At 44.2% G+C, this 22053-nt stretch carries 15 protein-coding genes, 1 tRNA gene and 2 riboswitches; of the genes, 7 read left to right on the top strand and 9 right to left on the bottom strand.

Translation table 11 applies throughout. The annotated features are described in order from the left end of the window. Nucleotide 1 precedes the first annotated feature (1 nt). On the top strand, nt 2-238 hold the full coding sequence (locus F461_RS0105090; protein ID WP_020000075.1) for a hypothetical protein: 237 nt from the start codon (nt 2-4) through the stop codon (nt 236-238). Nucleotides 239-463: 225 nt separating this feature from the next. Here the strand turns inward: F461_RS0105090 and F461_RS0105085 are convergent, their stop codons facing one another. Then, nucleotides 464-1855, bottom strand: a complete 1392-nt coding sequence (locus F461_RS0105085; protein ID WP_020000074.1) for an alanine/glycine:cation symporter family protein — start codon at nt 1853-1855, stop codon at nt 464-466. 109 nt (nt 1856-1964) lie between these two features. Beyond that, a riboswitch (glycine riboswitch) is annotated at nt 1965-2049 on the bottom strand. A gap of 3 nt (nt 2050-2052) precedes the next feature. Beyond that, nucleotides 2053-2130, bottom strand: a riboswitch (glycine riboswitch). Between the two features lie 349 nt (nt 2131-2479). On the opposite strand from F461_RS0105085, the gene F461_RS0105075 reads away from it, so the two are divergent. Then, on the top strand, nt 2480-3820 hold the full coding sequence (locus F461_RS0105075; protein ID WP_020000072.1) for a Na+/H+ antiporter NhaC family protein: 1341 nt from the start codon (nt 2480-2482) through the stop codon (nt 3818-3820). Between the two features lie 88 nt (nt 3821-3908). Here the strand turns inward: F461_RS0105075 and F461_RS0105070 are convergent, their stop codons facing one another. Beyond that, complete coding sequence (locus F461_RS0105070) at nt 3909-4379, bottom strand: hypothetical protein (RefSeq protein ID WP_020000071.1); 471 nt, start codon at nt 4377-4379, stop codon at nt 3909-3911. Between the two features lie 1131 nt (nt 4380-5510). Here F461_RS0105070 and F461_RS0105065 point away from each other — a divergent pair. Next, nucleotides 5511-5888 carry a hypothetical protein gene (locus F461_RS0105065; protein WP_020000070.1) on the top strand — a complete coding sequence of 126 codons (378 nt, stop codon included), beginning with the start codon at nt 5511-5513 and terminating at the stop codon, nt 5886-5888. A 133-nt stretch (nt 5889-6021) separates the two neighbouring features. Here the strand turns inward: F461_RS0105065 and F461_RS0105060 are convergent, their stop codons facing one another. Next, a complete protein-coding gene (locus F461_RS0105060; RefSeq protein WP_020000069.1) occupies nt 6022-8439 on the bottom strand; it encodes a methyl-accepting chemotaxis protein in 2418 nt (805 codons plus the stop codon). 454 nt (nt 8440-8893) lie between these two features. Then, complete coding sequence (locus F461_RS0105055) at nt 8894-9460, bottom strand: flavodoxin family protein (protein ID WP_020000068.1); 567 nt, start codon at nt 9458-9460, stop codon at nt 8894-8896. A 224-nt stretch (nt 9461-9684) separates the two neighbouring features. Here F461_RS0105055 and F461_RS0105050 point away from each other — a divergent pair, with 224 nt between their 5' ends. After that, entirely contained in the window at nt 9685-10299 is a 615-nt protein-coding gene (locus tag F461_RS0105050) for a LysE family translocator (RefSeq protein WP_020000067.1), read from the top strand. Between the two features lie 80 nt (nt 10300-10379). On the opposite strand, the gene F461_RS19160 is transcribed toward F461_RS0105050, so the two are convergent. From F461_RS19160 to F461_RS17135, 5 genes are all read right to left on the bottom strand, one after another. After that, on the bottom strand, nt 10380-11105 hold the full coding sequence (locus F461_RS19160) for a helix-turn-helix transcriptional regulator (RefSeq protein ID WP_020000066.1): 726 nt from the start codon (nt 11103-11105) through the stop codon (nt 10380-10382). 507 nt (nt 11106-11612) lie between these two features. Continuing rightward, a complete protein-coding gene (locus F461_RS0105040; protein ID WP_020000065.1) occupies nt 11613-11822 on the bottom strand; it encodes an alkylphosphonate utilization protein in 210 nt (69 codons plus the stop codon). A 409-nt stretch (nt 11823-12231) separates the two neighbouring features. After that, nucleotides 12232-12307 (bottom strand) — tRNA-Thr (locus F461_RS0105035). Nucleotides 12308-12448: 141 nt separating this feature from the next. Further along, complete coding sequence (locus F461_RS0105030; RefSeq protein WP_020000064.1) at nt 12449-15604, bottom strand: efflux RND transporter permease subunit; 3156 nt, start codon at nt 15602-15604, stop codon at nt 12449-12451. Nucleotides 15605-15606: 2 nt separating this feature from the next. Further along, on the bottom strand, nt 15607-17028 hold the full coding sequence (locus F461_RS17135; RefSeq protein WP_020000063.1) for an efflux RND transporter periplasmic adaptor subunit: 1422 nt from the start codon (nt 17026-17028) through the stop codon (nt 15607-15609). 361 nt (nt 17029-17389) lie between these two features. Here F461_RS17135 and F461_RS0105020 point away from each other — a divergent pair, with 361 nt between their 5' ends. Genes F461_RS0105020 through F461_RS0105010 form a run of 3 tightly spaced genes read left to right on the top strand, consistent with a single transcriptional unit; the run spans nt 17390 to nt 21974 of the window. After that, nucleotides 17390-18979 carry an ArnT family glycosyltransferase gene (locus tag F461_RS0105020; RefSeq protein ID WP_034606090.1) on the top strand — a complete coding sequence of 530 codons (1590 nt, stop codon included), beginning with the start codon at nt 17390-17392 and terminating at the stop codon, nt 18977-18979. After that, nucleotides 18979-19521 (top strand): hypothetical protein, encoded by a 543-nt coding sequence (locus tag F461_RS0105015; RefSeq protein WP_020000061.1) that lies wholly within the window; start codon nt 18979-18981, stop codon nt 19519-19521. The genes F461_RS0105020 and F461_RS0105015 overlap by 1 nt, the downstream gene beginning before the upstream one ends. Before the next feature lie 26 nt (nt 19522-19547). Next, the gene (locus tag F461_RS0105010; protein WP_020000060.1) at nt 19548-21974 is read left to right on the top strand and encodes a penicillin-binding protein 1A; all 2427 of its coding nucleotides are present in this window, start codon (nt 19548-19550) and stop codon (nt 21972-21974) included. Nucleotides 21975-22053: the final 79 nt, after the last annotated feature.

The following is a 22053-nucleotide window of genomic DNA, read 5'->3' as shown; positions in this document are numbered from 1 at the left end:
TATGTCTGAAGAAAAAATTTGGCCTGATAAAACAGATTCTGATCTGTGGAAAGAAGTGCGGGCGGCTATGGTTGAAAAGTACGGTGATCGGTTTGATGATGCACACATGCGTAAAGTATTCGATCTTACCTGTGAGCATTTTGAAGATTACGTTCCCCGTAGCCGTTTTTTCAAAAAAGCACTTATGAATTGTGTGTGGGAGCGGCCTATTATTTCCAAAGAACAGCAGGTGTATTAATTCGCGGTCAAGGGGCGTCCCCTAACGGGGGTAGGGCAGAGCCTTTTTCGGTCAGAGAGTCGACGAAGACAAAAACAGGGATGCACTCGCTTATGCGAATGCATCCCTGTCGTATTTTTGAGAACAGCATCTGGGATGAAACTGCTAGTCTAACAGGAAAGTAAAAGAGTAGAGAACGATAGACCAGTGCTAACTGTATGAGGTGCTGTCTCAAAAAAGTTGTAATTACATTTCGGTAAGAACAGCACCGGCTGTTGCTTTCTGAGCGTTTTCTTTTGCAAAGAATTCACGGGTTTCATTGACTACTACGCCGGACAGACCGAGCAAACCGATAAGGTTCGGGATAGCCATAAGGCCATTCACGATATCTGCAAGAACCCAGATGAGTTCGAGCTTGAGGAAAGCACCGCAAGCAATAAGCGCAATGTAGATAAAGCGGTACGGCTTGATAGCTTTAACGCCGAAGAGGTACGCAGTGCAACGTTCGCCGTAGTAGTTCCAGCCGATGATGGTGGTAAATGCAAAGAACATGAGGCCGATGGTAACAGCGTATTTACCAACGTCGCTGTTTAGACCCATTGCAAATGCAGAGTTAGTCATGGCTGCACCTGCAAGCCCTGGAGTGTTCCATGCGCCTGTAAGAACGATAACAATACCTGTCATAGTGCATACGATGATGGTGTCGAAGAATGTACCTGTCATGGCGATAAGTCCCTGACGTACGCAGGAGTCAGTCTGTGCTGCCGCTGCTGCGATAGGCGCTGAACCGAGACCGGATTCGTTCGAGAATACACCGCGGGCAACACCATTGCGCATTACCATGAGTACGGTAATACCTGTTGCACCACCGAATGCCGCGGCCGGGTTGAATGCGCTGTCGATAATAAGACTGATTACAGCAGGAATTTCGGAAAGGTTCAGCAAAATTACTGAGATGGATGTAATTATGTAGAGTACGGCCATGAATGGAACAACTCGACTGGCTACAGCAGCGATAGAACGAATTCCACCGAGAGTGACGATAGTAACAAGGATGGTAAGTATTGTTGCTGTAACCCAGACTGGTGCATCAAAGGTAAGCATTGCAGCATCTGCAATGGCGTTTACCTGTGCAAAGGTTCCGATGCCGAAAAATGCAACACCAATGCCGAAGAGTGCAAACATTTGTGCGAGCAGTTTGTTATTTAAGCCGCGTTCAAGGTAGTACATAGGACCGCCGGCCATCTGGCCGTTTTCATCTATGACGCGGTATTTAATGGCAAGCAGCGCTTCTGCATATTTGGTTGCCATGCCGAAGAATGCAGCAACCCACATCCAGAAAAGTGCTCCCGGGCCGCCTGCAGTGATCGCAGTGGCTACACCGACAATGTTACCAGTACCGATGGTAGCGGAAAGAGCCGTGCATAATGCAGCAAATGGAGAAACGTCTCCAGTGTTGCTGGATGTTTTACGCGAAGAAGGGGAAAAAACGAGTTTTAATGCTTTTGGTAGGTGGACAACCTGTAGTGCGCCGAGGCGAAAGGTAAGAAAAAGTCCAGTTCCTACGAGCAGAATAAGAAGCGGTGGTCCCCATACCAGGGAATCCATTGTGTTGAGCAGTTCTGTGATGTTTTGCATCTCGTCTCCTAAAAAATGAATTAATCAGGATGGATGAGATGAGTCTCTGAGCGGAAGCGATTGGATATGCATGACCACACGCATTGAGTATGCCTGTGCTACTACACAACTCTGTCCTTTGTACCTGAGAGTTTCACCCTGCACAGCAAGGTTTGCTCCTTCGGTGCTCCGCAACATGCGAAGTCTCTCCAGAGGCTCGTCGGGAAGCAGTCCTTTTGCCTGAAAGATTTACTTCTTCGGCGGTGTCTTGCGACACACTCTCCTGCAACCGTCATCCGAAATTATGGGGAACTGTTTATATAACCAAATAATATTTGGCAAGGAGAAAAAAGTGGGAACAGAGGGAGTACACTATTTCAAGAAATCTAAATAAATCGAAAAAATAATTTCACTATATCCAAATTAAGTGAATTAGGTGTAAAAACAGTATATTGCTATGCAAAAAAAGTCTTTTTTGACAATATTGTAAGTGGACAGAAAATCAAAGTGTGTCTAAGACTGGCTCATCAGTTGTCGAGAGTGCTCTAATTGTAATGAATGAAGGCACAACCAATGTTGCTTGCTCCGGTAAGGGCAGGTGACGTTAGATGGATAAATTGTTGTAGAAATAAGGAAATTGAAGAGATGAGTTTGTTAGACAATACGCACACAACAGAGGCTCAGCAGGGTAATGGTGTTGCCTTACTCCCCCTTGTAATTTTTCTGGTGCTTTTTATCGGCACAGGCTCTATTCTGATGATGTCTGGCGTATCTATGGCGTTTTACCAGCTTTCAGCAACAGTAGCCGTGATTCCTGGAATCATGGTTGCATTGTGGATGGGCAGAGAGTCTTTTGAGGAAAAAATTACTATCTTCCTTAAAGGTGCTGGTGACGTAAACATTATGACCATGTGTGTCATTTACCTGCTTGCCGGTGGTTTTGCCGCTGTAGCAAAAGCGGTTGGTGGTGTAGATGCAACTGTAAGCATGGGGCTTTCTTTAGTTCCTGCTTCTCTTGTGCTGCCCGGCTTATTTGTGATCGCCGCATTTGTAGCTACGGCAATGGGCACTTCTATGGGTACCATCGCAGCTATCGGTCCGATTGCTGCCGGTGTTGCGGCACATTCCGATATGTCTATTGCTCTGCTTATGGGTGCAGTTGTCGGTGGTGCGATGTTTGGCGATAACCTCTCTATGATTTCTGACACAACTATTGCTGCTACCCGTACTCAGGGCTGTAATATGCGTGATAAGTTCCGTATGAACCTTCTGATTGCGTTGCCCGCAGCGGTCGTGACCATTATTCTTTACGCTATCTCCGGTTCTACTGGCGCTGTTGCGGATGCTGGCACGTGGCAATTCTTTAAGGTTCTTCCATATCTTGCCATTCTTGGATTAGCTGTGGCTGGCGTGAACGTATTTATTGTACTTACAACAGGTATCATTCTTGCGGGTGCTGTGGGGCTTGTTTCTGTGCCGGATTACTCCCTGCTTACACTCAGTAAAGATATCTACAGCGGCTTTGTGGGGATGCACGAAATTCTCGTTCTTTCCATTCTTGTGGGCGGCCTTGGTGAGCTTATCCGTCATAACGGAGGCCTCATATGGCTTGTTCGTAAGATTGGTGGTATTGCGAAGCGTTTTAGTAAAACTGAAGAAAGCAAAAAAGCTGGTGAATTTAGTATTGCTGCTTTGGCTGCACTTGCCGATGGATGTATTGCGAACAACACTGTCGCAATTATCCTTTCTGGTGGCATGGCAAAAGAAATTGCAAAGCGCAGCGGTATTTCCGCTAAACGCAGTGCAAGCTTGCTTGATATCTTCTCCTGTGTTGTGCAGGGATTAGTTCCATACGCGGCGCAGGTTCTGCTTGCCGGTTCTCTTGCTAAGGTATCTCCTGTGGATATCGCCGTGAGCAACTGGTACTGTCTGATTCTTGCCTTTGCTGGCACAATGGCCATTTACCTTGGCAAGCCTCGTGATTAATAGCTGTCAGCTGTAATAAAAATAACAAAAAGGGTTCCTTGCATGCGCAGGGAACCCTTTCTTTTTTGCTGGTATGTTGTCGAATACGTTATGGCATCATTACGCCTCGAATCATTGGGCTCATTTGTTGCGGACTCATCATTTGAGGATGCATGTTAGGGCCTAACTGCGTCATTACCGGTGCGGTACGCATTTTGGCAGGTACTCTGTACATGACAAATCTGCCGTCTTTTTGAGTATACACGGCTTGATATGGTGCCGGCTGATAGCGGGCACGCATGTTGAGTTTTGAACATCCTGACATTCTCGGATGCATTCCCATACGAGGTAGTTGTACTACACGCACACCCTGAGGGGTATATACATGTGTAAACATCATGGTTGGCGGGAGGTATCCCGTACCACGCATTGCGTGTAAGAAGGATGTTTTTGAATCCATCATCATTGGTTGAACCGTCGTTGTTTTTTGACAAATGACGGTTGTTGTAGGCATTGCGCTTGCGAAAGTAGCTGTCACCAAAACGAGCGCAAAAGCGAGCAAGGTAATTCTACTTGTCATGTCTCATCTCCTTAGTTCAGCACGCAACTCTATGTAATCTGTATACAAAACATTAAAAACATCTATTTTTACTGCATCATCATTGCAGTAATTGTTTAGTATGTAATGTAATAGTGCATTGCGTACTGTTTTTTTGTGGATTTCTACTATGTCAATGTACCATAGTAAGGCGTTCAATCAACCTTGGAATATAATTTTATCAATGGGGAAAGTAACTTTTAGGAAATATTTACTATATATGTGATCTTGTAACTGGTCACTGTAGTAGGTTTTTCTTTTTATCTTATATGCTCGTATTTTTTGTATAAAATGCTAAAAGATCTGCACAGAAGTATTAGAATAATCTTGGAGTGTGATAAAAAAAGTAATATTATCGTAGTATTAAGTTTTTATGATGAGTATAAAGATACAAAGTATATAAGCGATAGTTGTTATATGCTGGATTCATTATAACGTAGATCTTACAGCTTTACTTTTATCCCTTCTAATACCCGGCTAAAGAGCGACAGTTTTTTTATCCAGAAAAATGTGGATATAAGCCCACGTGTGGCGGAAGGAGCGAAATTCACGTTCTCGAAGTTATGAAAAAGCATAGTCGGCTGTTATTGTGCAGGCATAGTTGCAACGGTGCCCCCACTGAGGGGGCTTTTTTTGTTTGCTTAGCAAATAGGATGGCGGGGGATACGCAATAACGTGGTTGGGAAAATAGGCAACAGTGAACCAAGAAAACAATCAAAAAATAAATTAGGATGTTGTGTTAGATATAAATATGTTTTTTGTTGTATTTTTCTATTTAATACAGGGTGTTACGTTGCATTTTTCATTTCTGTGTGAATGATGAGGGCACTCCGACACTGAAAAAAAAATATAATGCCAAAAGGAGTCAGTATTTCATGAGCTTTTAACTGCAGGGAAGAAAACAGCCGAAATTCTATTGAGCAAGCTGGACTCTTTGCTACAATAGCGATGAAAACTGTTATGTGGAGCGCGACATGTTCGTTCTGTTTGTTGTAGCAATGGTTACTAGATTTAAAAATACTAGTTACTTGCAGCGTTGTAGAAAGTCCCTTTATCTATAATCGTATTAAGCTGCTGCAACAGTTCGGAATGTTGGTATAAAAGGAGAAAATTATGCGACAAGAAAAGCTTATTGCTATTGCATTTGTAATTGCAGCATTGATTTTTTCAACTGTGACGTACTCATTTGCCCAGAAAGTTGTAGTAATGAGGAGGCATGTTCCCGTTGAATATCAGGTGGTTGATTACGGTATGTACCGGGTTGCCCCTTGCGGGGCTGTTGTTGTCCGCCCAATGGTTCCGGGATATTGTAGAGCTCAGGCGGTTCCAATGTGCAGAAGGTGGATGATGGTAAAGCGTTATGGACATAGATTGCCGTGCAACTGCCGTGTTCTGACTCATAAACAATATGCAACGAGTTCCGACCTGCAAAACACTGCATATGGATTCAAGTACTATAATGAATATATACTCTGCACAAAACCTTATTAAGGCTGTGTCCGAACCCTGCCTTATGTAAGCGGCTAGTGGCTAATTTAGGTCGCGCAGGGTGTTAACATACACGAAGCCCCGCATAGTAGACTATGCGGGGCTTCTCAATGTGACTGCGTTTGCAGTTCGGGAGCTACTGACTGGATAGTGAATCCAGCTGTTGAGCCAGTCTTGATAGATCCTTAACGTTTTGAGCAGACTCTTGCATTTCTGCTGTAACGCTTCCTACAAGGATGTTAATGTCGTCCATTGCTCGGGTAACATGCTCAGAAGTTGAGGACTGTTCTTCTGCAGCTGTTGCAATGGTTCCAATTTGACTGGCAGACTCATTTGCAAGACCGACAATTTCGGAAAGGGCATTGCCGGATTCGTTTGCGAAAGATGTAGCAGTGTCTACAAGCTTCATAGTATCCTGAGTTGTTTGCATTGATGTGACGGCATGTTGCTGAATTGCGGAAATGGCGGTGTTGACTTCCTGTGTTGCCTGCATGGTCTTTTCTGCAAGTTTTCGTACTTCATCAGCAACGACGGCAAATCCCCTTCCTGCTTCCCCGGCACGCGCGGCTTCGATTGCAGCATTTAAGGCAAGCAGGTTAGTCTGATCTGCAATATCTGAGATTACACTCAGAACTGTACCAATTTCATCCGCTTGAGTACCCAGCTGGGTCATAGCGGTATTCATTGAGGTGGCATGCTGATGCAGGCTTGTAATAGATTCGATAGCGTTTGAAACAATGCCCGCACCCTGTTCAGCACGAGTCCGAGTGGCTTCTGCCTGCTGAGCAGCCAACGAAGCACCGCGTGCGACTTCGATAACGGCAACGTTCATTTGTTCCATAGCGGTGGATGTTTCCCGAATGCGCATCTGCTGTGAATCAATTGCACCGGAAACGTCAGTCATTTGTGCTTCAAGCGATGCCACGGAATCGAGCAGGGCGTGTGAAGCGTCTTTTGTGCCTTCGTAAACTATTTCAATTTTGGAAAGCTGTTGGTTGATTTTCCGTTCAGAGAGAACAAGGTCAGTAACGTTGCGGGCAATTTCAACGTATCCAGCACGATTTCCTTGAGTATCATACAAAATATCTGCGACTGGTTGAATGAACTCAGGCCCGTTTTTGCCCTGTATGCTGATAATATCTGCTACAACCCGTTTTTGTGTACGTTTTGCCTGCTCAATAGGACAGTTGGATGTCGAGCAAACTTCGGTATTGAAAACATCATGACAGCGTAGACACATGAGCCCCTGTTGGTCAGTGCCTGCTGCGTCTTCCACTGCTTTGTTGGCGAGCAGTAAATTGAAATTATCATCAACCGCTATAATTGGATCTGGAACGGTATTCAGTACGTTTTTGAATTGTTCCATTTCGTTCAGCATGGTTGTGAGGCGTTCCATTAGGTTGTTGAACCAGAGGGTAAGGTCGCCAACCTCATCTTTTTGATTAATGATTATGCGTTGTTGAAGGTCAGCTTTATCTTCTGCGAGCATCTGGATTTTTGTTGTGATGCTGCCTAGTGGAGTTGTGATGTATTTTTTGAGAACAACTATCATGCCCAGAAGTGGCAGCAGGAGGATAGCAGCAAGTGTGGTTATCAGTGACATGTTTGCCTTGTTCGCGAGACTGAGCGCTTCTGAAGAATCAATGGCACCGATAAGCGTGCCGATGCGCTGCCCTTTGTAGTCAAGCATTGGAGAGCCGATAAGAGTGTAATTCCCCATGGACATGGACGTCTTTTGACGTGAGGCTGTGGTAAGAAATTGTTCAGAAACCATGTTTACAAGCGGCTGGTTTTCTGCTGTCGGGTTTACGAGGATTGTGTTGTAGACTGAAGGATATTTTGAAGAATCATTAAGGCGTGTTGTTATGTTGAGAAATTTTTTGTCCATGAAGAGCATCACGGGGATATTCTTTTGCTTTGCTATAGTAAAGACAGAAGAAAAGCTCTTAAGAACTTCCGCAGAGCCAAGTGTTGTACCGTTGTTGTCTCTGACTGGAACAATTCCACGCATAACAAATCCGCCGCGTCCAAGCTCAATCCCATGTACTGGGGAGCCTGTGCTGTTTACATCAAGTACTGTTTGGCGGAATGAAGAAATATCATCTGAAATATCGACCCACTTGCCGTTCTTTTTTGCTTGTTTTGCACGCCAGAGACGGACAAGACTTCTGCCATTTGGAAGGTGGAAGTGGAGCTTTAACTTTTGACCGGTAGTCATTTTGTAGCTTTTAAGCTGCGGTGCAAGTTCTTCTCGCAGCATTGCGCGAGCCTGCTGGGATTTTTCTGAGTTCGCATCATCAATATCCCCTGTGTGAGCTATCTTGTAAGCTCTGATGACTTCTGGAGAATGTGCAAAAAGTGATGCAGCTTCTTGTGCAGTGATGCTTACCTGCTCAATATTTTTTTCGATAGAAGTAAATGTATCGTTAATAATATAATCTAAATTCTGTTGTTCGATAGCTATAAAACAGTTGCTAATAAGGTAGTAACTTATAACACCGAGTATCGGTACCAGTGTTATTTGGGGAAGAGAAAGTTTCCAAAACAGTTTCATAGTGTGACCTCCATCACTGTGCTTCTATTGTGGTGCACACGTAGTGCCCATGTACATGCTCGATAATACATTGTGATGTTTCGGTGTATATCTTGTGAAGAGAATTTTGCATTAGGAGCTCAAAGTTTATTAGAAGGTTATGGTTATATTGTAATAGTTTTTTTGCATTGTGAATTTATTAACAAGCTGGTGCTGTTTTTTGGGAAAGTGATCAACTTTTAGTAATAATATAAAAAAGACTTGTGAATTGGATCACAATGTAATGTCTTTAACGTATTTGTCCGAAAAGAAAGGTTGGCAAAAGAATTAAAAGCCCCCTCTGACATTTATCAGAGGGGGCTTTATTAACTTGAAGTAACAAGAGTGCTTCTACAGACAAAAAACGTCCTTTAGTTTGTCTCTCGTTATCTTTTTCTTATTTCAATGTTTTTTTCTATATTGACTGGATCGTAAGTTAGGAAACAAGGTTGCGTGCAAAAGTAATGGCGCGTTTTTCTGCATCTTCAGGGCGGTTGCCGTCGATGGTGCATTTACCTGCAAACAGTTCGCCGGCATTCTGGGTCTTGTAGAATCCCTGAAGTTTGTTGAACGCAAAAACTAATCCTTCAGCATTATTCTCATAGTCACTTCCGCCGGTAAGGATCACGCCTTGACGTTTTCCTTCAAGCAAAGAAGCATGGTTTGGCTTTTTGTAGTTAGTGACAAGACTCCAGCTTCTGTCCATGAGTGCTTTGACCGACGCAGTATAGCCCCAGAAATAAGTTGGAGAAGAGAATACGGTCACATCTGCATCAATCATTTTCTGCAAAATTTCTTCTGCATCATCTTTCTGAACACAATTGATTTCTGTTTCAGATTCTTTGCACTTGGCACAGCCAAGGCATGGTTTTATATTTTTTTTTGTCAGATTAATGCGCTCTACGTCATGACCCAAGGTGCGTAATTCATCTTCCACCCAACCGAGTATTGTTGCTGTGTTACCGGTTGTTCTGGCGCTACCGAGCAGTGTTACTATTTTCATTGTAATTCCCTGTAGTTTGAATGGTCGATTGTTTTCAGAGATGGTAATAGCGCAAATTGCGCTGTAAATTCAATATGGCGCAGTGTATTGTGGTTAAAGAATACTGACAATTCCAAATTGTCATTTGCAAAGTTTTTATGCACCACATAGAAAATTAGCTTACCTGTGCGCACGTGCCGGTAAACAATAAATTGTATACATATTAAGTCTTTTGGAGATAGATTATGGCGTTAAGTGTTTGGTTTTCTTTGGCATTAATATGTATTCTTGGAGCGATGTCCCCTGGGCCAAGTCTTGCGGTTGTTGCAAAAAATTGTCTTGGTGGCAGCTGGAAAAATGGTGTCGCTGCAGCATGGGCACATGCGTTGGGCGTAGGTATGTATGCGTTGGCGTCTGTATTGGGGCTGGCGATTGTCTTGCAGCATAATCCTTCTTTGTTCAGAGGGATTGCGTATCTTGGTGCTGCCTATCTTTTTTGGTTGGGCTTTAAAGCAGTACAGTCCAAAGGCGGTTTTGCTGCGAAATTGACAGCAGGAAGACAGACTTCATTATTTGAATCTGCACGTGACGGCGCTATGATTTCGATGTTAAATCCCAAGCTGGCTCTGTTTTTTTTAGCGTTGTTCAGTCAGTTTGTAGCGGCTAGCCATGCATCTGAAAGCAGAGCAATTGTTGTTGCAACCCCGATGCTGATTGATGGGGTGTGGTACACTATAGTCAGTTTTTTACTTACCAGACAAAGTGTACTGGAAAAGATTAAAGCCCGCGCTGTGCTTGTGGATCGATTAACCGGAATAGTCCTTATTGGCTTAGCTATAAGGGTTGCGTATACTATTTAGTCCAGAAATTTCAAAAAAAAGCCTGAATGTTTTTTCATTCAGGCTTTTTTTTTTGAAATTCGTATCACGATTAATTTGTTTTAAGATATGGTGATAAGCCCTGCTGTAAGTGCTTTGGCGACTGCCTGAATTCGTGTAGTAGCGCCAAGGCGCTCTTTTGCAGAATCAATATGCATTTTTACCGTATGGTGACTTATACCTATTTTATCTGCAATCTGTTGCGGATTAAGTCCACAGGCAAGGCACGTGAGGCATTCCTGCTGACGTGGGGTGAGTGATATAGGGTGCGTATTTTTGGATGTCAGAACATAGAGCCGTTCATGGGCAGTACATGTCACAAGGAGTAGCTCTAATACTTTGTCAGTCGGTACATCATTAAGTTGTGAGACTGTTTCTGGGAAGCAAATGCAAATACCACCTATACATTTATTGTTGTAAAATGACGGCATAGTAATGCCGCTTCCATAGTTGAATTCAGACGTGGCCATCTGGATAAGCTCTCGTGCTTTTTTGCAAAGCAGAGGATTGTGAATCTCTTTATTGCATCCATACAATAATGGCCCATTGGCTGTAAGCGGTTGGGGCAGAACTTGGTCGTATTCAAACATACCATGCTGAATATAACGGTTCTGGCACCAGTCGGGCAGAGTAGAAAAATACGTAATATTTTTATTGGAATTACTGAACCATGTGTGTATTTGAGCTACCCCCATGTGTTTTGTGTAACTAACAAACTTCTCCCATAAGTAGTCAGGAGATTCTGTTGTAATAATTGTCTTTAATATTCCATGCAGCGTTTCGTTCATTTCAGTCTCCCATTGCTGGATATGAAAGGCTGTGTGACCTCCCTGTTTAGGGAGGTGGTTTAAGCAACATTATTATGTATTATGCAGCATTCGTTGTCGGAGTAGCAGCGCATGTAAGCGAGTTTGTTGCTTTCTCGTAGGTTGTCTGCTTTAAGATATAATACAGAGTGTTCGGTCCATTTATATACAAATGTCTGCACAGTATTATGTGGCGTGTGATACCAGCATTTGCCCATAAAAGTAGTCTGTGCGCATCATTATAGTACTTTGTAAGAAGTATTGCCCCCTTTAAGAACCTTGGTAGGTTATGGCGTTTTTTACCTGCCAGGTGTTTTTGTGACATGGTGTATATATGTAGGGAAAATGGATCAACAGGGGAGCCGTTGCATCTCTCAGCGGCTCCTTTACCTTTTGTATCAACGAACCCCATGCTAAAAAATTTGAAAGAAATAGAAAAAAGACCGGACAACTCGTTGTTCGGTCTTTTCTATATGAGTAGAAAAATCGCTATACCTTTTTCAGGAAGCAGGTCTTAAGAACAATCTGTCCTTTACCTACTCGGCACTCAACGTGTTCCGGATTAGAAGTTAGTCGAATTTTTTTAATAGTGGTTCCGCGTTTTAGAGTCATGGAAGCACCTTTTACTTTAAGGTCTTTAATCACCTGAACGTTGTCACCGTCGTTAAGAACGTTGCCGTTTGAATCTTTAGTTTCCATACAATCCTCATTTTTATAAGATCGGCATATGTATGCCGATGTTTTTTTCTGTGACAATTATGGCAGAAGTGGCAAACAAAAGAAAGTTGTTTGAACTTCCCACAATTAAGCGCCCCCCGCCGTGGGCGGGAAGAAACTTTTTTCAAAGATAAATGTATAAGGAATGAGCGCAGTAAAAGTTGTGCGAACCATTAGTGTGTTCATAGCCGGATAGTTGGGTAAGTTATGGCGCCGCCTTCTTCTGTTTGTTTTATCTGTAAGAAGGGGATGTTGGGAACATGACCAAGCAGAAGAATCCGCTCCGTGTTGCGGGCAGGTGGTTAGCAACGTAGCTGGAACGCACGTTTGCCTAAATTTTTTATGGGTAAAAAAAAGCGGACAGCTTACATAGTAAGCTGTCCGCAAAATGTGGAGCTCTTGAGCAGGATTGAACTGCTGACCTCATCCTTACCAAGGATGCGCTCTGCCGACTGAGCTACAAGAGCATCTATATATAAAGACCTTAACTGTAGTTAAGGTCGAATAGTGCTGTGTCGAAAGCACGACTGACGTGCTGCGAAAAGGGTGTTTATATTGAACTCATTTCGTCGTCAACAAAAAAATGTTTTTCTCGTAAAAAAATTAAATTAAGAGCTGCTTTCTGGTTTTTCTGTAGAGTTTTTTTGTGCCGCTCTCATCTTTTTCGCAAAAAATTCGAGCCAGCGTTGCAGATGATAATAGAATCCCGGAACGAGCAACGGTGCAAAGACTGTAGCGGTAATCATGCCGCACATTACTGCGATACCGAGGGAATGTCTGCTCGCTGAGCCCGGTCCGGAGGCCACCACTAGGGGGGAAACGCCAAGCACAAAGGATAACGCTGTCATAAGTACCGCACGGAAACGTAATTTTGCTGCGGTAAAGGCTGCTTCTTGAGCCGTTTTTCCTTCTTTGTAGTTATCCATGGCGAATTCAACAATAAGAATGGACGTCTTGGCAGCCATACCGATCAGAAGAACGAGTCCGACCTGTGCGTAGATATTGTTGTTCAATTCAAATAGCGGTGCCCAGTAGTGGATACCGGTAATTGCACCAAAAATTGCTAATGGAACCGAGCCTACAATAGCGAGAGGCATGATCCAGCTCTCGTACTGTGCCACAAGGAATAGGTACACGAATGTGAAGGATAGCAGGAAAATAAGTGGTGCAAGGTTCCCTGCCTCGATTTCCTGTAGTGAAAGTGCCGTCCATTCGAAGGTATAGCCGGGCGGTAACTCTTTAGAAAGCCTTTCCATTGTAGTAATTGCATCGCCGGAACTGTAGCCGGGGGCAGCACTGCCATTGATAGCGACTGTACTGTACAGGTTGTAGTGAAATACCTGCGCAGGACCGAGAATGGGGGAAATTGACGCAACAGAACTGATGGGAACCATTTCTCCTTTGCCGTTACGTACGTAGAATAGCCGGAAGTCTTCAGGTATAGAGCGGTATTTTGCATCCGCTTGGATATTTACCTGATAAATTTGTCCTTGGCGCACAAAGTCGTTTACGTACAGGGAACCGAACTGTGCTTGTAGTGTAGCGTAAATTTCTCCGAGGGATATTCCTAGTACCATGGCTTTGTTTCTGTCCACATTCAAAAAATACTGGGGAACATCTGTACGGAATGTTGTATACGCTAACTGCACTGCCGGATCTTGCGTCGCTTTGAAGGCAAGCTGTTGTGCGACCTTGGCAATATTTTCTGGTGGTCGGCTTAATGTATCCTGTAACTGGTATGCAAAACCGTTTGTGGTTCCGATTCCCGGAATGGCTGGTAGTTCGAATGATCTCAGTGAAGCATCTGGGTAATTTCTATATAAGTTGTCAGCTTCTGACATAATGTCCCGTAAAGTTTTATCCGGTCTGTGATCCCAGTCTTCAAGCATGACAATAATGAGTCCGGTATTAGATAAGTTACCGGAAAGAAAGCTACGTCCGGCAACAGTAATTACCCGTTCAACACCGCTAATCTTTTTTGTAATGTCTGTTATTTCTCCCAGTACTCGTTGGGTTCTGTTTAATGATGCAGCCTCGGGAAGCTGTGCATCAACAAAAAAGAATCCTTGATCTTCGTTTGGAATAAACGCGGTTGGAGTAGTTTTGTACAGGTAGCCTGTGGATCCGAAGATAGCGATGACTGCCACCGTCGTAAGAAAGCCTTTGCGTAAAACTGTCGTAATGATGGTTCCATATCGTTCTGTTGACCATTTAATAGCACGGTCAATCGGTCGTAAGAAAGAAATTGGCTCCAGTTGTCCCTCCTTGAGAATGAGGGAACATAACGCAGGGCTGAGGGTGAGTGCGTTAATAGATGAAATGATTACAGATACAGTAATGGTTACAGCAAATTGTTTATACAGACCGCCTGTTATACCGGGCATGAACATAACAGGAACAAATACCGCCATTAAAACGAGTGTGGTTGCGATAACCGGACTTGTTACTTCTGACATGGCAATACGTGCAGCTTCTTTCGGGGGAAGTTTGGACTCTGTCATGTGTCGTTCGACGTTTTCAATGACAACAATGGCATCATCAACTACTACCCCGATGGCCAACACCAGCCCGAATAAGGAAATTGTGTTAATTGAATAGCCCAGTGCCTGCATGACTGCAAAGGTGCCAATAAGGGATACGGGAATAGCCACCGTCGGAATGAACGTTGCCCGCACGTTTTGAAGGAAGAGAAAGACTACCAGAATAACAAGGGCAACAGCTTGAAGAAGTGTGGTAACAACTTCATCAATAGAGCGTTTGATGAAAATTGTTGTGTCATACGGAATAAGGTAGTCAACACCTTTCGGAAATTGTTTGGAAAGGATTTCCATCTCTTTGTAAATATTCTGGGCAATATCCAGAGCGTTGCCGTCACTGGTTTGATAGGCGACAACAAATGCCTGCGGTTTGTTGTCCAGTTTGGCGAGGAAGTCGTAGGACTCTTCGCCGAGTTCCGCGCGGCCGATATCTTTCACGCGTACTATTGCTCCGTTCGACGATGTCCTGAGGATAATATTGTTAAATTCTTCTGCTGTAATTAATCGACCTTGAGCCTGAACTGTATATCTGAATTGTTGTTGCGGGATGTTAGGCCCCCCGCCGAGATTGCCTGCTGCAACAATAATATTTTGCTGTTGCAGAGCGTCCCGTACGTCAGCCGTAGTCATACGGTATGATTCCATAAGTCTCGGGTCGAGCCAAATACGCATTGAATAAGGGGAACCGAAAATCTGTACATCGGAAACCCCGTTAATACGTTTGAGCGGATCCACCACAAACTGTTGGGCATAGTTATTGAGGAATAAGCTGGAGAAACTGTTGTCAGGCGATATGAGGCTGACACCGAGTAGCATAGTCGTGGACTGTCTGTTTACTTTTACACCGAGTCTGCGCACCTGTTCCGGTAGATTCGGTTCAGCCTGTGAGACGCGGTTTTGCACGTTAACTTGAGCTATGTCAGGGTCTGTCCCGGGGGCAAAGGTGATTGATGTTGTTGCTGTGCCTGTGGTGTCGGCAGAAGACGAAATGTAAATCATGTCTTCAACGCCGTTGATATTATCTTCAAGGGGCTTGATAACTGTGCGTTCTAAAATTTCCGGGCTTGCGCCGGGAAAAGTTGCAGTTACAGTAACAATTGGAGGCGTAATGTCGGGATATTGAGCAATAGGCAGTGTGATTAATGCCAAAATACCCACCAGAGTAATGACAATGGATATGACAATGGCAAACTTAGGCCTATCAATAAAGAAATGGCTGATTGTCATACTCAACTCCCGCTATTTGTAGTGGAAGGTGACGGCATTTCATTGGAAGTGTTGCTTTGCCGTGAAATACTCTTTGTTCGAACCGGAGTTTTCTGTACAGGTTCTTGTGTGTTATTGGACAACTGGTCTTTTCTCGGTGCAGTATCTGTCCAGCTCGTTTTGTTTTTAAAAGTTTTTGGTGAACCGTTTTTTTGTGGGTCATCTTCTGATGGGGCTACAGAACCGGCAGGTTCTTTTCCAGAAAAAAAGACTGCGCCTTTGACGCCTTTTTTAGGACGTTTGGTAATAACACCAGTTTTGGAATCAATGGTCACATTATGAGGGGTCACAGGTTTACCTTGTTGGACTTTTTGTAGACCTTCAACAATAATCCGTTCTCCTGTTGTTACTCCGCTTGTGACAACCCACATTGCATCAAGACGCATTCCAAGCGTAACTTTACGGGATGTGGCGATGTTATTTTTGTCTACCACGATAACTGTATAACCGGATTGATTCTGTTGCACCGCAGATTGTGGAATGACTGGCATATTTTTTTTCTCTGCATCTTCTACAATAACGGATACATACATTCCGGAAATAAGCAGGTTGTCCGGATTAGGGAAAATGCAGCGCAACTCTACTGTGCCAGTGTCTTTGTTAATAAACGGCTGCGCAAAATCGAGTTTTCCTTCTAACTTATATCTTTCTCCATTCGGTAGTTTAAGCATATATTTAAGGTTTGGTGGTGGGCCGTACCCCCATTTGGAGCGGTATGTGACAACGTCTTTTTCATCCACAGTGAAATAGACGTAAATAGGATCAATTGAATATATGGTTGCAAGTGTGCCGCTGGAAGGCGAAATAAGGTTGCCTACAGAATACGTGATTTTGCTAATGCGTCCCTTAAACGGGGCTGAAATAGTAGTGTAGCCAAGGTTGATGGTGGCTGAGTATACACGTGCTTTGGCTGCATCCACTTCTGCAGCAGCTTGTCGCTCGGTGCTGGTGTAGGCATCAAGTTTAGATTTACTGATGTTTTTTCCAGCATATAACTGTGTACCGCGCATTAGGTTGAGTTTTGCTTCAACAAGAGCTGCCTGTGTCTTTTCTACATTGGCTTTTGCAAGCAGGAGTTCTGCTTCAAATGGTTTTGGGTCAATTTTGAAAAGAACTTGATCTTTTTCGACGATATCGCCTTCAACAAATCCCTGCTCTAATAAAAAACCTTCCACCCGTGACTTAATCTGCACGATATCTTTTGAATCAACACGACCAACAGCATCCCATTTGTTGGCAACGGGGAGTTCATGAACAGCAACAACATCCACATCGGGTGCCGGTTGCTGTTGCTGCTCTCCATTGCCGGAGCAGGCTGTAAGTATGAGCAAGCACATACAGCATACGGTTAAGGAAAGCATTCGTTGATAGTAACAAGCAGTCATGCCGCCTCCGGGTAAGTCTCAAAAATTGCTGATTTCGTTTTGGTTGGAAAAAGTGAGCGCTGACGAGTAGCCGAAATGTCAGACAGAAAGGCATGTTACCATAGTTTTTTTGTAACGCTAAGGGGGGATAGATGATATCCATGAACCTAAATAAAAAGACTTGGTATGCGGTCTAATTATAAGATAGGTTGAAATCTTAAATAGTTACCTGAAATGTCTCAGAGTTGACAATTAGGGATAACTGGTATGAATTAGAGAGCCTGTTACGTATTAAGGATATAATACGCTTTTTTTGTGCTCATCAAATTTTATTGAGTTCTGAATTTGCGTGATCATTGTATATTGTTTTGTGAGGTCTATTTTGAATAACACGGCTATTTGGCAGCGACATCCATATCTAGTGGCTGCTGCGATTATTGTTTGCACAACATGTATCCGTATTGCATTTTTATGGAGTAACCAGCTTGATCTTGTGTACGATGAAGCCCAGTACTGGGATTGGACTCGTCACATGCAGCTTTCTTATTATTCGAAAGGACCTCTGATTGCATGGATCATCAAAGGGTGGACAACACTCTTGGGAAATACACAGTTTGGTGTACGATTTGGTGCTGTTTTTAACTCTTTCCTAACGCAAAGTATTTTACTGTATGGTCTCGGACGCATGATGAAGCGTCCTGTAGCCGCCCTGTGGGCGGTTATTCTTGCCAATACAATTCCATTATTCCTTGCTTCCGGCGTGTTGATGACAACAGACAGCCCTCTGCTTGTGTGTTGGCTTGTAGCCTTATTTGCAGTGTATGCAGCCAGTGAAAATCCGGAACGGAAGATGCCGTATGTGCTACTTGGTGCTGTTATGGCTCTTGGTATTCTGGCAAAGTACATGATGCTTGCTATGGTCGGCGTTGTCTTTTTCTATTGCATCGGGCTGTGGCGCAGGCAAATGCTGAGCAAGATATTTGTTAAGCGTGTCGCCATTGCGATGGCTGTTGGCACGGTTGTCGGTTTTTTACCGATTCTTATCTGGAACTTGCAGAACGACTGGGTAGGCTTCCGTCATGTAGCTAAGCTTGCAGGGGTGAATAAAGATGCCGTTGCAAAACCGTTTTTCCGTTTTGACCGGTTTCCAGAATATTTTGGATCTCAGATCGGTTTGATTACTCCCTGGTGGTTTGCATTCCTCATTTTTGGCGGTTGGACTGCTTTGAAACAAGGGTGGACCAAAAAAGGTGCAGAAATACTAGGCGATAACAGCAAAGTACGTCAGGCTATCTTGTTAAGTACAGGGTTCTGGATGTTGTGGGGCTTCTTTATTTTCTGGAGCTTCCATACCAGAATTTATCCAAACTGGTCAGCCATGAGCTATGCAGCGGGTATCATTCTTGCGGCAATAGCTGTTGAGCAGGGGCATGTGTGGGGTAAAAACGCACTTGTTATTCGCAGTAAGCGAATTCCGCTTCGTAAGACAGGCGTGGTTATTGGGATTGTGCTGTTTTTGGTAATGCACTCTTTGGGAGAATTGCCGTTTCGAACCCGATCTTTTAACCCTGCGATGCGTTTGATGGGTTGGACGGATATGTCCAGTAAGCTTCAGGAGCTTACTGAGAGTATGCCGCACCCTGATAAAGTGTTTTATTTTTCCGACCGCTATGGTGTGACTGCTAACCTTTCATTCTATGCACCAGGCCAGCCGCAGGCATTCTGCGCGGATTTCGGTCGTCGAAAAGCGCAATATGATCTTTGGGAAACTCCAGAAGATAAGACGGGATGGGACGCAATTTTTGTTCGCCATAAACCTATTGATGTTCGGCCACTTAAGAAGCTGTTTGAATCCGTCAAGGTTATGGAGTATCAAACAACCCACACAAACGGTTATGGCCCAAAATATTATATTGCCATCTTAAAAAATTATAACGGCGAATGGCCAAAGCGTGACAGCGGAAGTTACTAATGAAAGCATCAACTATGCCCCAAATTGACCCGACTGTTTGTGAACGCTGTGCAGAAAAATACCATACCTGTTGTCATGCAGAGCCTCAGGATATTGAACTTTGTTTCCCTTTGTCAGACTCGGAGTGGGAAAGGGTCAAAGCTGGTGCTCCTGAAATAAATGGTGCAAATGAAGTTGCCAATACGCCTGAATTTATCAAGACATTAAAACGACTTTTCCCGCATGATGGGAGAAAAATAGATATACAATTCCCTGCAAACGAGACTCATAGGGTTCTGCAATCCAACGAAAAGGGATATTGTGTTTATCTGACAGAGCAGGGGTGCAGACTTCCACGAGAAGTGCGCCCGTGGTTTTGCCTGTTGTTTCCTTTTTGGGTGCGAGGCAAAGAGTTGACCATGTTCACGGCTCAAGGATGTCTTGTTTGTCGTGAAACCGACACTGTAGAAGAATCGCTGGAACTGTTGGGGATGGACAAACCTCAAGTGAGGGAGTTGTTTGCATCACTACGTTCCGCTTGGGGCTTCGATAAAGGCGAGTAGCCACCCTGCAAACGAGATTAAATTTTATGAAAAAAATATTACTATATACTTTGGTTACCTGTGCGCTAGGACTTGCTTTGGGCACGCTGGCTGCTTCTGGTCTGTACTGGTGGGCATCCAAAGATTTGCCAAGTTTTACCCGCATTAACGACTATCAACCTCCATTAGTTACAACAGTATACGCACGTGATGGGCAAGTGCTTGGACATTTCTATCGCGAAAAGCGCTTTTTGGTTTCCCATAAGGATATGCCGGAGCTCGTTAAGCGGGCATTTCTCGCTGCAGAGGATGATAGTTTTTATGAGCACGATGGCGTTGATCCCAAAGCTATTTTCCGCGCATTTATTAAAAACATGCGTGCTGGGTCTATCAGACAAGGTGGTTCCACCATCACTCAGCAGATAATCAAACGTCTGCTCCTTTCTTCTGAAAAAAGTTACGAACGTAAGATAAAAGAGGCGATTCTTGCCTTCCGTCTTGAGCGTTATCTGACAAAAGACGAAATCCTTACAATTTATCTGAACGAAATTTACCTTGGTGCAGGTGCCTATGGTGTGGAAGCTGCTGCACGTACTTATTTTGGTAAGCATGTAAGCGAATTGTCTGTTGCAGAAGCTGCTGTTTTAGCAGGTCTTCCACAAGCACCTTCTAAATACAATCCGTTGCGAGCCCCGGGTTCCGCAAAGGCGCGTCAGCGCTACGTTTTGGGACGTATGCACGAACTAGGCTGGATTACTCAGGAACAGTACGACACTGCGATTAAGGCTCCGCTTGTATACAAAAGTATGGAAGATCCGAGTTGGAAACGTGGTGCTTGGTATTTGGAAGAAGTGCGCAGACAACTCATTTCGTACTTGAGCGAAGACAATATGCGTAAGCTTGGTATTGAACTTCCTCGTTATGGGGAAGATGCCGTATACGAAGCTGGTCTTCAGGTCTACACAGCGGTTGATCTGGACTATCAGGATGCCGCTGAAGAATCACTTCGCGCAGGTCTGGAAGCGTCTTCCAAGCGTCGAGGTTGGCAAGGCCCTATCCAGTCTATCGAACCTGATATGATGGGAGATTTTCTGCAACAGCAGGAAGTTATTCCAGCACTCCTTACAGATAAAAAATGGATTCAGGTTTTAGTAACCAAAGTTGAGAAATCCGGTGCAGATGTACGATTCGGCGATATGATTGGTCGTATTCCTGTAGCAACCATGCATTGGTGTCGTAAGCCGAACCCTAAGGTGGCGACAGATTACGTTCCTGCAATTAAAGATGCACGTAGAGTTGTGAAGGTTGGAGATGTTGTATGGGCGTCTGTGGACGTACCTGAACGTCTTAAAGAAACTTGGGAACCGAGTCTGTTAACGGAAAAAGATGTTGTGCCGCTGGCGTTACAGCAGCATCCTAATGTTCAGGGTGCGGTTGTTTCAATGGATCCGCACACAGGCGATGTGCTTGCGCTGGTGGGGGGCTATTCTTTTGCAGAAAGTCAGTTTAACCGTGCGACACAGGCAAAACGTCAACCGGGCTCAGCATTTAAACCGATTGTATATTCAACAGCTATAGATAACGGCTACACGCCTGCTTCTATCGTGCTGGATGCGCCAATTGTATATACTGATCAGTCCACATCAAAAGTGTGGCGTCCAGAAAACTTTGAAGGTATTTTTTACGGACCTACATTGCTGCGTACGGCACTTGTTAAGTCCCGTAACCTTTGTACTATCCGCGTTGCAAAAGCATTGGGTATTCCAAAGGTTGTAGAACGTGCAAAAGCAATGGGGCTTGAAGGGCCGTTCCCGTATGACCTTTCTGTTTCACTCGGTTCTGTTGCGGTTTCGCCGATTAACCTGACCGAAGCTTACACCACCTTTGCAAACGGTGGGGAGTGGGTAAAAGGACGACTTATTAAGTCTGTAAAAGATGCATGGGGCGATGATATTATCTCCATTGAGACCAAGCGTACCCAGGGCATGGAGCCTGAAACATCGTACATCATGTCCACTTTGCTTAAGGAAGTAGTTCAGGATGGTACAGGTTGGCGTCTAAAAGTTCTTAAACGTCCTATTGGTGGTAAAACCGGTACGACAAACGATGAGAAAGATGCTTGGTTTGTGGGTGTGACTCCATACCTTGTTACAACCGCATACGTGGGCTTTGACCAGTTAACTCCAATGGGTAAGTGGGAAACAGGATCCCGTGCCGCATCTCCTGTTGTGCGTGATTATCTTCAGCAGGTTATTAATGATTACCCTGAGGAAGATTTCGAGATGCCTGCAGGCGTCATTCAGGTACGAATCGATGCTGGCTCCGGTAGGGTCGCAAGTGCATATAGTGGTAAGAGCTATTTCCTTCCGTTTAAGCAGGGAACACAGCCTACCATTATGCAGGGAGAGCGTCTTACCCGTGAACAGCAGGACCCTGTTGAAAGTGGAGAAGATTTGCTGAAACAGATGTTCTAATAAATACAAAAAAAGATCGGTATGATATATCATACCGGTCTTTTTTATATTCATGTTGTTGGAAGCCCCGATGAACTTT

Origin of the sequence: Halodesulfovibrio aestuarii DSM 17919 = ATCC 29578 (genome assembly GCF_000384815.1) — a bacterium.
In the GTDB taxonomy this organism is placed as follows: domain Bacteria; phylum Desulfobacterota; class Desulfovibrionia; order Desulfovibrionales; family Desulfovibrionaceae; genus Halodesulfovibrio; species Halodesulfovibrio aestuarii.
Note: the sequence above shows the minus strand (reverse complement) of the source record. Positions and strands in the feature narration are given on the sequence as shown.